Source organism: Stenotrophomonas sp. FBCC-B152 (assembly GCF_059134105.1).
This window is the reverse complement of the sequence record NZ_CP101442.1, coordinates 4,455,368-4,468,649: the sequence shown is the minus strand read 5'-3', so window position 1 is coordinate 4,468,649 and position 13,282 is coordinate 4,455,368. Positions and strand designations below refer to the sequence as shown.

Here is a 13,282-nt window from a genome sequence, read left to right as displayed (position 1 = left end):
GAGTAGGGCGGTACAGCGTTGGCGTTGGTGGGGTCCGCGCCCCATGAAAGGCGGGCGCCATTGCGTTGAGCGCGTCGCCACGCGCCCGGGACCCGCCGCCCGACACGGAAAATGGTTTTCAACGGGGTTGGCACTGGCGCTCCTGCCTGGGGCTGCCTGGTCTGCTGAGCACTTGGTGCATGATGCCGCTGGGTACGCTGCTGCCGCCAAGGGCCTGAAACCTGGCGATACCGTGATCCTGGCGGATGGGGTGTGGCGGGATGTCGATCTGCTGCTGACGGGGACCGGGAAAATTGGTCAACCAATTCGGCTGACCGCGCAGACACCCGGGAAGGTGATCCTGAGCGGGCAGTCGCAGCTGCGGCTGGCCGGGGCCTATCTGGAAGTCTCCAACCTGGTGTTCCGCGATGGCTGGGCGCCGGGCGGCGAGGTGGTGAGCTTCCGCACTTCCTCCAAAGCATGGGCCGAGCACAGCCGGGTCACCGGCATCGTGATTGACGGCTACAACAAGCCCGACCGCGCCCAGTCCGATAACTGGGTGGCGATGTACGGTGCATTCAACCGCTTCGACCACAACCAGCTGGTGGGCAAGACCAACGCCGGCACCACCCTGGTGGTGGTGCGCAATGCCACCAGCGGGTTGGACAACCGCCACCGCATCGACCACAACTGGTTCGGGCCGCGCCCCAACCTGGGCAGCAACGGCGGCGAGACCATCCGGGTGGGCACCAGCCACGATTCGCAGTCGGCCTCCAACTCGGTGGTGGAGAACAACTGGTTCGAGCACTGCGATGGCGAGGTGGAGATCGTCTCCAACAAGTCCGGCGGCAACCTGTACCGCGGCAACGTGTTCAAGGAATCGCGCGGCTCGATGGTGCTGCGCCACGGCCACGGCAACGTGGTGGAGCGCAACATCTTCCTGGGCAACGGCAAGCCGCACACCGGTGGCGTGCGGGTGATCAACCGCGACCAGATCGTGCGCGACAACTACTTCGAAGGGGTGGCCGGCGATGGCTTCGCCTCGGCGCTGGCGGTGATGGCCGGCACCCGCGATGCGCCGCTCAACCGCTATGAGCAGGTCGACAACGCGCTGATCAGCCACAACAGCTTCGTGCAGGCGCGTTACCTGTTCCTGGGTGCCGGGCTGGATGACGAGCGCAACGCGATGCCCGTGCGCAGCAGACTCAGCGACAACCTGTTCGTCGGCGATGGCAGCGGCGAGCTGCTGCGCACCCAGGGCGACCTTTCCGGCATTGCCTTCAGCGGCAACGTGCAGAGCCCAGCGGCCTCGCCCGGGTTCCCGAACGGCGTGCAGGGCCGCACCCTCACCCTGCAGCGCGCGGCCAATGGCCTGCTGTATCCGCCGGCCGGCATCGAGGTTGGCGCGCCGCGCGACCTGGCGCCGATTGCACGCGATAGCGTTGGCGTGAGCTGGTATCCCAAGCAGGTCACCCGCACCGCGCTGGACAGCGGCCGCGCGCACCGCGTCGCGCCGGGCGAAGACACCCTGGTGACGGCGGTGGCGGCCAGCGCCGCGGGCGACCGCCTGCAGCTGCAACCCGGTGACTACCGCATCAGCCAGGTGCTGGCGGTGGACCACCCGCTGAGCGTGATTGGCCCGGCGAAGGGCAAAGCCACGCTGCGCTTTTCGCGGCCCTCGCTGTTCGAGATCCGCCCCGGCGGCTCGCTGCGCCTGGCCGGGCTGGAGATCGACGGCAGCCTGGCACCGGATGCCGCTGGCAACGCGGTGATCCGCGTACCGCCGGGCAGCCAGGCTTTCGACTACACGCTGGAGATCGCCAACAGCCGCATCCACGACCTGAGCAGCAACAAGGCCTTTGATGTGATCAACACCGGCAAGGGCACGTTCGCCGCGTCGATCCGGCTGCAGGGCGTGACGGTGAGCGACATCAGCGGCAGCGTGATCGCCGCCGCTGCCGAGACTGATGACCTGGGCACCTACAACGCCGAAACGGTGGAGATCGTCGATTCGGTGTTCCAGCGCATCGGTGGTCCGCTGGTGAACCTCTACCGCGGCGGCACCGATGAAAGCACCTTCGGGCCCGCCTTCGAGCTACGCGGCAGCCGCCTGGAACAGGTGGGCAACGCGGGCGACACGAGCCTGCGCCTGCATGGCGTGCAGCAGGCCCACCTGAGCGATACCACCTGGCTGCGCAGCGGCCGGGTGCGTTTCACCCACCAGACAGGCGAGCCGCACCTGCGCCTGCGCAACACCACGTTCACCGCTACGGCGGCGCTGCAGTCCGATATTCCAGCCGAGACTTTGCCATGACGCGTACCACGCCCCTGATGCTGCTGCTGGCGGCCACCTTCAGCGCCGCCGCGCTGCCCGCCGCGCAGGCCCAGGCGCCCAACGCGGCCACGCGCGGTGCCGAAGCGAGCAGCGCACCGGTGCTGGTCACCGCCGCCCAGTGGGAGCAGATGCGCCGCGATGGCGCCGGCTACCCGATGTTCGCCAAGGAACAGGCGCGTGCCGAGAAGCTGGTGCGCGCGATGATGAAAGCCGGCATTGACGTGCCGGTGCCCAAGGACAAGGGCGGCGGCTACACCCACGAACAGCACAAGCGCAATTACCAGGCCATCCAGGCCGCGGGCGCGCTGTACCGGCTGACCGGCGACAAGGCGTATGCGAACTTCGCGCGCGACGTACTCCTCGGGTACGCCAAGCTCTACCCCGGCCTGGGCGCCCACCCCGAAGGGCGCGGGCAGATTCCCGGCCGCCTGTTCTGGCAGACCCTCAATGATTCGGTGTGGCTGGTCAACGCGGTGCAGGGCTACGACGCGATCCGCGACAGCCTCGGCGCCGATGAGCGCCGCACCATCGACGACAACGTGTTCCGGCCGATGGCGCAGTTCCTGAGCGGCAACCCGGAAAACTTCGACAAGATCCACAACCACGCCACCTGGGCGGTGGCCGCCACCGGCATGACCGGCTATGTGCTGCGCGACCCGGTGCTGGTGGAACAGGCGCTGATGGGCAGCAAGCGCGATGGCAACGCCGGCTTCCTCAAGCAGGTGGACCAGCTGTTCTCGCCCGATGGCTATTACGAAGAAGGCCCGTACTACCAGCGCTATGCACTGGCGCCCTTCATCCTGTTCGCCAACGCGGTACAGCGCAACGAACCGGCGCGCGGCATCTTCAAGCGCCGCGACGGGGTGCTGCTCAAGGCGGTGGATGCCCTGGTACAGAGCAGCTACGGCGGCTACTTCATTCCGATCAACGACGCGATCCTGGACAAGGGCCTGGACACCGAGGAACTGGTGGCCGGCATCGACATCGCTTACGCCAACACCGGCGATGCGCGGCTGTTGTCGGTGGCCCAGTCGCAGAAGCGCGTGCTGCTGTCGCCCGAAGGCCTGCACGTGGCCCAGGCGCTGGCCGATGGCAAGGCCAAGCCCTATGCGTTCGCGCCCACCCTGCTGCGCGATGGCCCGGACGGCAGCGAAGGTGCGTTGGCCATACTGCGCATGGGCGGGGAAGACGGCCAGGCGCTGGTGATGAAGAACACCAAGCAGGGCATGGGCCACGGCCACTTCGACAAGCTCAACTGGCTGTTCTACGACAACGGCCAGCGCGTGGTCACCGATTACGGCGCCGCCCGTTTCCTCAACATCGAAGCCAAGTCCGGCGGCATCTACCTGCCCGAGAACAACAGCTGGGCGCGGCAGACGCTGGCGCACAACACGCTGGTGGTGAACGAGCAGAGCCACTTCGGCGGCGACTGGAAGAAGGGCCAGCCACTGGCCCCTGCCCCGCTGCTGTTCGCGGTGACCGACGACACCCAGATCGTGTCGGCACGCATGGACGGTGCGTATGACGGGGTGAGCTTCACCCGCACCCAGGCGCTGCTCTCGCACCCGTCGCTGGGCCAGCCGGTGGTACTGGACCTGCTGCGCGTGGACGGCAGCAAGCCGGCCCGCTACGACCTGCCGCTGCACATCAACGGCCACATCATGGACGTGGGCTTCAAGGCGCAGTCGGCGGTGACCACGCGCCCGGTGCTGGGCAAGGCCAACGGCTACCAGCACGTGTGGGTGGATGCCTCCAGTGAACCGGGCAGCGAGGCGCGCAGCCTGACCTGGCTGCTGGATGGGCGCTTCTACACCTACCGCTTCGCCAGCACCTCGCCTGCGCGGGCGTTGATCGGCGAGAGCGGTGCGAACGACCCTTCCTTCAACCTGCGCCGCGAACCGCTGCTGCTGCAGCGCGTGGATGGGCAGGCGTCCACCACCTTCTACGGGGTGCTGGAACCGCATGGCCAGTACGACGGCACCGCCGAAACCGTGCGCGGCGCCAACAGCCGCATCGACCGCCTGGCCCACTACCGTGGCAAGGACGCCAGCGTGCTGGTGCTGGACCTGGCCGGTGGCCAGCGCGTGGCGCTGGGCATCGCCGATGACCCGTCCAAGGGCGGCAGCCATGAGGTGAGCGCCGACGGCCAACGCTGGAACTGGAGCGGTGGCTGGAAGCGCTTCGATACCGCCACCGGCAAGGACGGCAAATGAACCTGACCACCCGAACCCGTTCCTACGTGCGCTGGCTGATCGTGGCGCTGATCGCGGTGGCCACGGTGATCAACTACATCGACCGCAACGCACTGGCGGTGATGTGGCCGCAGATTTCCAAGGACGTGGGTGCCACCAAGGAAGACTACGCGCTGCTCGTCACGGTGTTCATGCTGTTCTACGCCGCTGGCCAGTTCGTGTTCGGCCGGCTGTTCGACATCATCGGCACCCGCATGGGCTTTGCGCTGTCGATTGCGGTGTGGTCGATCTCGATCGCGCTGCATTCGGTCACCCACTCGATCCTGTCCTTCAGCATCGTGCGCGCCATGCTCGGCATCAGTGAGGCCGGCGCGTGGCCCGGCGCGGTGAAGGCCAACGCCGAATGGTTCCCGGCGCGCGAGCGCGCCCTGGCCCAGGGCGTGTTCAATGCCGGCGCGTCCATCGGCGCCATCATTTCCGCGCCGCTGATCGCGGTGTTGTTCCTGTGGCTGGGCTGGCGCGGCACGTTCATCCTCATCGGTGCCATCGGCTTCGTCTGGCTGCTGCCGTGGCTGATCATCTACCGCGCCGGCCCGGACAAGCACCCGTGGGTGAGCGCGGCCGAACGCGCGTTGATCCTGGATGCGCCGGCCGAACAGCCCGCGGTGCCCAAGGTCGAATACGTGCCGAACGTGCGCCAGCTGCTGGGGCACCGGCAGACCTGGGGCATCCTCACCACGCGCTTCTTCATCGATCCGATCTGGTGGCTGTTCGTGTCCTGGCTGCCGATCTACCTGGCCGACACCTTCGGTTTCGACATCAAGCAGATCGGCATCTTTGCCTGGGTGCCGTACGTGGGCGCGATGATCGGCAGCCTGGGCGGCGGCTGGTTGTCGGGCCGGTTGATCGGGGCCGGCTGGAGCGTAGACCGTGCACGCAAATGGGTGATCACCCTGGGCGGGGCGATCATGGCCCCGGCCCTGCTGGGCGCGGTGCTGGCCACCGACCCGGTGTGGGCGGTGGTGACCATTGCCTTCGTGCTGTTTGGTTTCCAGATCGCCATCGGCAACATCCAGACCCTGCCCGGCGACATCTTCAACGGCAAGTCCGTGGGTTCGCTGGCCGGGTTGGGCGGCATGGCCGCCGTGGCCGGCACGCTGATCACCACCTGGCTGGTGCCGGTGATGACCCGCGACTCCTATGCACCGATTTTCATCCTGGTGGCGGCGCTGGTGCCCGCTTCCCTGCTCGCCCTGTGGCTGGTGACCGGACGCGTCGAGAAGGTCGACGCGCCGCCTTCCCGCTGACGTTTTCCCTTTCCCCCTCGCATCACCGGAGTACCAAATGAATCAGTTCAAGGACAAGGTGGCGATCGTCACCGGTGGCGGCCGCGATATCGGCCGTGAGATTTCGCTGAAGCTGGCCGCGGCCGGCGCCAAGGTGTGCATCAACTACGCCAACGACGAAGCCAGCGCGCAGGACACCCTGCAGCAGGTGCAGGCTGCCGGCGGCACCGCCATCGTGCACCGCGCCGACGTGACCGATGCGCAGGCCGTGGCCGGCATGGTTGCCGCCACCCAGGCCGCGTTCGGGCCGCAGATCGATGTGCTGGTGAACGTGGCCGGTGGCATGGTGCAGCGCCGCCCGCTGGCCGAGATCGACCCGGCGTTCTTCCACAAGGTGATGGACCTCAACATGAGCTCGGTCTACCTGACCACCCACGCGGTGGTGCCGCACATGCCCGAAGGCGGCGCGATCGTGAACTTCGCCTCTCAGGCCGGCCGCGATGGCGGTGGCCCGGGCGCGTCGATCTACGCCACCGCCAAGGCTGCGGTGATGACCTTTACCCGCGCCATGGCCAAGGAACTGGGCCCGCGCGGCATCCGCGTCAATGCGCTGTGCTGCGGCATGATCGCCACCCGCTTCCATGATGAGTTCACCAAGCCGGAAGTGCGTACCGCCGTGGCCGGCAACACCCCGCTGCGCCGCCAGGGCCGCCCGCAGGAAGCGGCCGACACCGCCGTGTACCTGGCCTCGGACGCCGCCGGCTTCATCACCGGTGCCAACGTCGACGTCAACGGCGGCACCTACTTCTCCTGATAGACCGCTGACCGCCTGGGAGGGCCGCCATGCTGCGCTGGATCACTGCACTTTCATTTGCACTTGCCACCAGCGCCGCGGCGCTGCCCACCCAGGCCCAGGTCTGGGTACCGGCCTGGACCGCCTCGCCGGCGCCCGACCGCCAGGACGGCACGCCGGAAGCACCAGTGCAGTTCGCCAACCAGACCGTGCGCCAGGACATGCGCCTGGCCAGCTCGGCCACCGCGCTGCGCTTCCGCATCACCAATGAGCTGGGCGTGGCGCCGCTGCATATCGGCGGCGCCACCGCACAGCGCACCGGCACGGCCACGCCGGCCAGGCTGGTGACCTTCAACGGGCGCAGCGAAGTCACCGTGCCGGTGGGCGCGGTGCTGCTCAGCGACCCGGTACCGATGACGGTGCCGGCGCTGGCCGATGTCTCCCTCACCGTGTATTTCCCCGAACCGACACAACCGGCCGTGCGGCGCACTGCGCTGCGCATTGCCGACGGCCGCCAGGCCGAGGTCGCCGACAAAGTGAAGCTGGCCTACCGGCAGAACGTGGTGTCGGCGGTGCTGGCCGAGCGCAGCACCACGCCGATCGTAGTGGTCGCGCTGGGCGATTCGATCACCGAAGGTGCCACCGCCACGCGTGGCAGCAACGGCGATTGGCCTTCGCTGCTGGCCACCCGCCTGCAGCAGGCCTGCCCGGACCAGGTGGTGCTGGTCAATGCCGGCATCAGCGGCAACAAGGTGATGGACCATGGCCGCAGCCACAGCGCGCTGGCCCGGCTGGACCGCGATGTGATCGCGCTGCCGCACGTGGACCGGGTGATCCTGTTCGAAGGCATCAACGATATCCGCCACGACGGCGGCACCCCGCCGGTGGCCGGCCGCAACGCCGATGACATGGTGCTGGGCTACCGGCAGGTGGCCGAACGCCTGCACAGCAACGGCATCCGCGCCATTGCCGCCACGATGACGCCGTTCGGCGGCTCGGACCGCTACGAGCCCGTATCAGCCGACACCCGCACCACGCTCAACACCTGGATGCGCGGTGGGCGCAGTGGCTTCGATGCGCTGATCGACTTCGACCACATCCTGCGTGATCCGGCCAAGCCGGAATTCCTGCCGGAAGCCATCACCCGCGATTTCCTGCACCCCAACGACGAAGGTTACCGGCGCATGGCCGATGGCGTGGACCTGGCCCTGCTGGGGTGCAAGGCACGATGAGCACGCAGCAGTTCCAGCTGGCCCAGCACGCCAGCCCACGCTGGGCCGCGATGGCGCTGGGTGAAGTGATGCTGCGGTTCGACCCGGGCGAAGGCCGGGTGCGCAACGCGCGCCAGTTCCAGGTGTGGGAAGGCGGCGGCGAGTACAACGTCGCACGCGGGTTGAGCAGCACCTTCGGCCATGCCACGGCGGTACTCACCGCATTGCCGCGCAACGAACTGGGCCTGCTGGCCCAGCAGCTGATCCAGGCCGGCGGCGTGGACAGCAGCCAGATCGTCTGGCGCGGGTACGACGGCATTGGCCGCAACACACGGATGGGACTGAACTTCACCGAGCGCGGCTTCGGCGTGCGCGCGCCGCTGGGGGTATCCGACCGGGCGTACTCGGCCGCCTCACAGCTGCAAGCCGACGAATACGACTGGGACACGCTGTTCGGCGTGCACGGGGTGCGTTGGCTGCATACCGGTGGCATCTTTGCGGCGTTGTCCGAGCACAGCGCGCAGACGGCCATCGCCGCCGTGCGCGCCGCGCGCCGGCATGGCGTGGCGGTGTCCTACGACCTCAACTACCGCGCCAGCCTGTGGAACAGCCACCCGGATCCGGATGCGGCACGGCATGCCAACTGCGCCATCGCCGCCGAGTGCGACCTGCTCGTGGGTGATGAGTACTCGTTCGCGGCCTGCCTGGGCATGGACCTGGCCGACCTGGGCAAGCGCGAGACGCCGATGGATGTCGGCCCGGCCGATGCGGCCGCACTGCGGGCGCTGGAACGGTTCCCGAACCTGCAGGCGGTGGCCTTCACCCTGCGCGATGCCAGCAATGCTGCACGCAACGGGTGGGCTGGGGCGCTGCGCAACCGCGAGGCGCTGTTCGTCTCCGCCGCGCGTGAAGTGGATCTGCTGGATCGCGTGGGCGGCGGCGATGCGTTCGTCGCCGGCGTGGTGCATGCCCTGCTGGAAGGCCTGGGCGAGCAGGCGGCGGTGGAACTGGGCGCGGCGCACGGCGCATTGGCGATGTCCACGCCGGGCGACGCCGCGTGTACCAGCCGCGAGGAAGTAGAAGCGGTGGCGCGCGGCGATGGGGCGGCGGCGCGGCGCTAAGGACCGGATTACACGGGGATGTTGGAAAGACGTCCCAACAGGCGCAGCGCCGGATACTCGTCCCGCTTCCGGTAGGTTCGGCGGTAGTACGCGTTCCAGTAGCTGGTGGCCTGCTGGGATAGCCGCTGCATGTACACCGGATTCTCCCGCGCGAACGCGACGTACCGTGCGGGAAGGTGCTGAGAAAGCGCGCTGTCGATGCAGGTCACGATCTCAAGGACGTATTCACCCAGCAACTGAAGCACGAACGGCACCACCCATGGCTCGTCTGACGGCAGCAGGGACCGCATGCACTCCTCCCGCACATGGCCGTCGTTGTGGCGTGATCCCAGGCACAGCGCAACCTTGCCGGTCACCCCAGGAGCGCTGCAGGCATCGCGCAGGTCCTCGCGCGCGCAGTACAGGCGGTACGGAAACTGGATTGGCATGCCCTGTACCAACACCTGTACCTGATCCGGCGAGCGGGTTGCGCAGCCTCTCTCAAGCAGGCGCGAGGTATCGGCAAATTCGTTCCGCAAAGTGGCGGGAAGGGTGAGCATGGGACCGAGCTTAGCTCAGCGCAGCAGTGAAAGCTCAGACAGCCCGGAACGCGCCGACCGGGTCAGCGGGGCAGGCAATGCGTCAGCGGCGAACCAGTCCAGCGCGAGGATCGCCTCAGGCTCCAGCGATGCAGCTTCGGTGTCATCCAGCGTGCGCGCGAGGTAGACCGGCGCTACCCAATGCTGCCCCAATGCGGGTTCGAAATGGTCCACTACACACAGCAGGCGCACTACCGCCACGTGCAGCCCGGTTTCCTCCCGCACTTCCCGGACCACGGTGTCTTCGACCTTCTCCATCCAGTCGACCTTGCCACCAGGCAGGCCCCAATGGCCCTGCTCGGGCTGGCGGCCGCGCTTGACCAGCAGCACCGCACCATCGGCACGCTGGATGACGGCACCGCAGCCTACGCGAGGCTGTTGCAATGGATTGGAATCGGGCATGGGGTTCTCCGTAAGCTGATCCATTATCGCCTGCGGGCGCGCGACCACCAACGGTGGTCGCCTACCGCGCACCTCGGGTGGCACGTCCATTCCGACGGTACGCGCACGCCGGCGGTATGTGCACGCGGACGGTATGTGCGCGCCAGTGGTAGGTACCGACCGTTGCTCGGTACGCCCTACGCGCGCATAAAAAAGGCCCGGCAATGTGCCGGGCCCTTGCCGCTACGCCGATGCCGCGCGCAGCGAAGCGATCAGACGCCGCTTACCAGCTGAAGCGCGGGCCGACCGACCATTCCTTGTCACCGTGGCGATCCATCTTGATATCGCCGTTGATGCCCCAGTTCTGGTTCAACTTCACCTGGCCACCCAGGCGGCCGTAGAACTGGCCATCCGGATTGATGCCGTGCTTCTTGCTGTAATCCTCGTAACCGGCCATTGCGTAGACTTCGGCATGCTGGCCGAACGCGGTGCGGATACCGGCTTCAGCGCTGTAGCCGTTGAAGTCCAGGCCTTCCTTCGGGTCGAACTTGTTGTAGGCAACGCGGCCCACGAAGTCGGTGCTGGTGGCGATTTCGTGGTTGAAGCCCACGCCGACGCGCCACTGGTCAACCTTGAAGTTGCCGATGTCGGTCTTCTGCTGGTTGTACTCACCGAACGCGTGGAAGTTCGGCAGGAAGCCGTACGAACCCTTCACACCCCAACCGTCGGCCTTGCCACCATCGGCATCGGTCTTGACGTAGTCGCCTTCGGCGTAGTTGTAGGACAGGCCTTCAGCAGCCGAAGCGCCGAACGGCAGAGCGGCGGCGAGCGCCAGGGCAATCAGGGAAGTCTTCATGGGGGTACACCTTTTCTGTTCTACGTACGTGCAGTGGCGCAAGCGGCTTCTGCATCGGGAATGTAAATTCTCCGTTATTCGACACAACGCGCCCTGAAGTGAGCCGCTTTCAACTACGCGAATTTTTGGCATCCATTCAGATGCGTCGTGTCATACGCGTGCGCGCTGCATTTTTCAGGTGTTCGGTGTGTGTTCGCGGCGCACGATGAACCTCGCGTTTACAACGCGCGGGATCAGGTGGAGGGGAGTGATCGAGAGGTCGCCGCTGGAGTCATGCCGAAATGGTTCGGCAGGGCGAAGGGAATCCGGTCACGACGATACCCTTGCAGGGCGTCACGCGCTGGGGAAGCCGCTCTTGGGGAGTAGTCGGCTAACGCGTCCATCTTCCGTATTGCACCGGCTGACGCAGCTCTGGCATCAAACCGCAGGGCCCTTGGGGTGGCCTGCTGCCCGGCGCTTGAATAGTGAGGCGGAATGCGGCGCGCGAATATCAGGATGTTCCTCACCGTCGTTAAGGGTTTTCTTACCCTTATCACGCTGCAGCGCAGCGAATCAGTGACTTAACTCTTTGATTATCGGGACAGATACGCTGGATTAACGGAATCATCACCGCCTGAATCATGTGGCACGGGCACTGTCGATTTCCCGCACCCCCACGCGTCGTATTCCTTGAAGGTGCCCGCCGTGGTGCACCGGTTACCGGAGGCTGCAGATGTCCTATATCGACGGTTTCGTATTGGCCGTACCCACCGCCAACAAAGACAAATTTATCAAACACGCCAACGAAGGCGATTCGGTGTTCATGGAATTCGGCGCGCTGCGCGTGGTGGAGTGCTGGGGTGATGACGTCACCCACGGCAAGCAGACCGACTTCTTCCGCTCCGTTGAAGCCAGGGACGATGAAACGGTGGTGTTCTCCTGGATCGAATGGCCGGACAAGGCCACCCGCGATGCGGGGATGGAGAAAATGATGAAAGACCCGCGCATGGATCCGGCCAACAATCCCATGCCGTTCGACGGCAAGCGGATGATCTATGGCGGCTTCGTACCGATCGTGGAACTCAAGAAGTAGCAGGCGATGTAGCGGTCGAACCGACGGCCCAGGCAGCCACCGCCCCGCTCAGCGCGCGTGGCTGCTGTCGTCGTCCTGGCCATGGCCCATGCCCATCCCGGCGCCACCACCGCCCATGCCGCCCATGCCACCGCCACCGCCGCCCTTGCCCCCGGCGCGGTCGCCGGCCTCGGCCTTGCCCCGCGCACCACCGGCCGCAGGCCGGGCCGGACCTTGGCGCGGAATCGCCACGCTGGCAGGAATGGGCGCCAAGTCCAGCGCCTCGCGGATGAAGTCGCGCAGCGATACCACCAGCTCGGCGGTAGGCACCGCACGGCCTGCGGCCAGTTCGTTGGCCGCATGCGCGGCCAGCCGCACCTGGTCGTCGGTGCCCAGCAGCACGATGTCCGAGAGCGCCGCTTCCACCGCATCGCGGATCCGGCGCGCGCGGTCGCTACCGGTGCTGAGTGGCAGGTTCAACGTCTCGTCGCCCTCGCCGGGTGCCTGGCGCAGGTCACGCAGGTGGCGCGGATCGACATGCAGCGCGCCGGTAAACGACCCACCCACCGTCTTGTAGGCGGCAATCAGGGTGCGCAGCCGCTCGTTGATCTGGCGGTTCTCGCGCTCGCGGCGCTGCTGCAGGGTCTGCATGAACACCAGGCGGATGCCCACGCCGATCAGGGTGATGACCGCCAGCCCGACCAGGGTCGAGAGCATGGCCTGCCAGGAGCTGAAGTCCAGGTTGCGCATCGCGGTCAGCTCACCCGCACTTGGAGTACCCGCAGTTCAGGCAGGTGGCGCAGCCGTCCATGAACACCTGCGCCTTGGTGAAGCACTTCTCGCACATGCTGGCGCTGGGCGGGAAGCTGGCGCCGTCGCCGGTGATGGCCAGGTCTTCGCTCTCCCGCGCTTCGTACTCGCGGCGCTTTTCGGCGATCAGCGCGCGCTGCGCGGCGCTCATCTCCGGGTCGTGCAGCAGCCCGATCGACTTGAGGTGGTGTTCGACGATGCTGCCCAGTTCGGCCACCAGCGAGGGCATGTAGGCGCCGCCGATCTTGTAGTAGCCGCCGCGCGGGTCGAACACGGCCTTCATTTCCTCGACCAGGAAGGTCACGTCCCCGCCCTTGCGGAACACGGCGGACATGATCCGGGTGAGCGCCACGATCCACTGGAAGTGCTCCATCGACTTGGAGTTGATGAACACCTCGAAGGGCCGGCGAAGCTCGTGTTCGGTGCCCGGGTTGAGCACGATGTCGTTGATGGTCACGTAGAAGGCGTGCTCCACCATCGGCGATCTGATCTTGTAGGTGTTGCCAACCAGGACGTCGGGGCGCTCGATGCGCTCGTGCATCTGCACGATGTCGTTGGCGGCGTCCGGGAGCGGGGCGGCGGCAGGCGCGGCCTGGCGCGTCTCCTCGGGGGTGACGACGGCATACCCGGTGATCTTCTGATCGATCCTGACAGCCATGGTGCGTTTCCTCGGTGTTCACGGCGCCCGC

Annotated in this window: 12 protein-coding genes; 7 read left to right on the top strand and 5 right to left on the bottom strand. The window is 66.9% G+C overall.

Features of this window, described 5'->3' with window-relative positions:
* The first annotated feature begins 175 nt into the window (after window positions 1-175).
* Genes NMB40_RS20250 through NMB40_RS20225 form a run of 6 tightly spaced genes read left to right on the top strand, consistent with a single transcriptional unit; the run spans window position 176 to window position 8,917 of the window.
* On the top strand, window positions 176-2,293 hold the full coding sequence (locus NMB40_RS20250) for a polysaccharide lyase 6 family protein (RefSeq protein WP_494359653.1): 2,118 nt from the start codon (window positions 176-178) through the stop codon (window positions 2,291-2,293).
* A complete protein-coding gene (locus NMB40_RS20245; protein WP_494359652.1) occupies window positions 2,290-4,527 on the top strand; it encodes an oligoalginate lyase in 2,238 nt (745 codons plus the stop codon). The genes NMB40_RS20250 and NMB40_RS20245 overlap by 4 nt, the downstream gene beginning before the upstream one ends.
* Window positions 4,524-5,813, top strand: a complete 1,290-nt coding sequence (locus NMB40_RS20240; protein ID WP_448141784.1) for an MFS transporter — start codon at window positions 4,524-4,526, stop codon at window positions 5,811-5,813. The genes NMB40_RS20245 and NMB40_RS20240 overlap by 4 nt, the downstream gene beginning before the upstream one ends.
* Before the next feature lie 37 nt (window positions 5,814-5,850).
* Window positions 5,851-6,606 (top strand): SDR family NAD(P)-dependent oxidoreductase, encoded by a 756-nt coding sequence (locus tag NMB40_RS20235; RefSeq protein WP_392924373.1) that lies wholly within the window; start codon window positions 5,851-5,853, stop codon window positions 6,604-6,606.
* Window positions 6,607-6,635: 29 nt separating this feature from the next.
* Complete coding sequence (locus NMB40_RS20230) at window positions 6,636-7,817, top strand: GDSL-type esterase/lipase family protein (protein ID WP_494359651.1); 1,182 nt, start codon at window positions 6,636-6,638, stop codon at window positions 7,815-7,817.
* Window positions 7,814-8,917 carry a sugar kinase gene (locus NMB40_RS20225; protein ID WP_494359650.1) on the top strand — a complete coding sequence of 368 codons (1,104 nt, stop codon included), beginning with the start codon at window positions 7,814-7,816 and terminating at the stop codon, window positions 8,915-8,917. The genes NMB40_RS20230 and NMB40_RS20225 overlap by 4 nt, the downstream gene beginning before the upstream one ends.
* 8 nt (window positions 8,918-8,925) lie before the next feature.
* Here NMB40_RS20225 and NMB40_RS20220 read toward each other — a convergent pair whose 3' ends face one another.
* The 3 genes from NMB40_RS20220 to NMB40_RS20210 all read right to left on the bottom strand — a co-directional run bounded on the left by NMB40_RS20220 (window position 8,926) and on the right by NMB40_RS20210 (window position 10,732).
* Window positions 8,926-9,456 (bottom strand): hypothetical protein, encoded by a 531-nt coding sequence (locus NMB40_RS20220; RefSeq protein ID WP_494359649.1) that lies wholly within the window; start codon window positions 9,454-9,456, stop codon window positions 8,926-8,928.
* Window positions 9,457-9,471: 15 nt separating this feature from the next.
* Entirely contained in the window at window positions 9,472-9,897 is a 426-nt protein-coding gene (locus NMB40_RS20215; RefSeq protein ID WP_494359648.1) for an NUDIX domain-containing protein, read from the bottom strand.
* A 262-nt stretch (window positions 9,898-10,159) separates the two neighbouring features.
* Entirely contained in the window at window positions 10,160-10,732 is a 573-nt protein-coding gene (locus NMB40_RS20210) for an OmpO family porin (RefSeq protein ID WP_282248374.1), read from the bottom strand.
* A 712-nt stretch (window positions 10,733-11,444) separates the two neighbouring features.
* On the opposite strand from NMB40_RS20210, the gene NMB40_RS20205 reads away from it, so the two are divergent.
* Entirely contained in the window at window positions 11,445-11,804 is a 360-nt protein-coding gene (locus NMB40_RS20205) for a DUF1428 domain-containing protein (protein ID WP_494359647.1), read from the top strand.
* Window positions 11,805-11,852: 48 nt separating this feature from the next.
* On the opposite strand, the gene NMB40_RS20200 is transcribed toward NMB40_RS20205, so the two are convergent.
* Both NMB40_RS20200 and NMB40_RS20195 read right to left on the bottom strand, forming a co-directional pair.
* Entirely contained in the window at window positions 11,853-12,533 is a 681-nt protein-coding gene (locus tag NMB40_RS20200; protein ID WP_494359646.1) for a hypothetical protein, read from the bottom strand.
* Window positions 12,534-12,543: 10 nt separating this feature from the next.
* The gene (locus NMB40_RS20195) at window positions 12,544-13,251 is read right to left on the bottom strand and encodes a TSCPD domain-containing protein (RefSeq protein WP_494359645.1); all 708 of its coding nucleotides are present in this window, start codon (window positions 13,249-13,251) and stop codon (window positions 12,544-12,546) included.
* Between the last annotated feature and the right edge of the window lie 31 nt (window positions 13,252-13,282).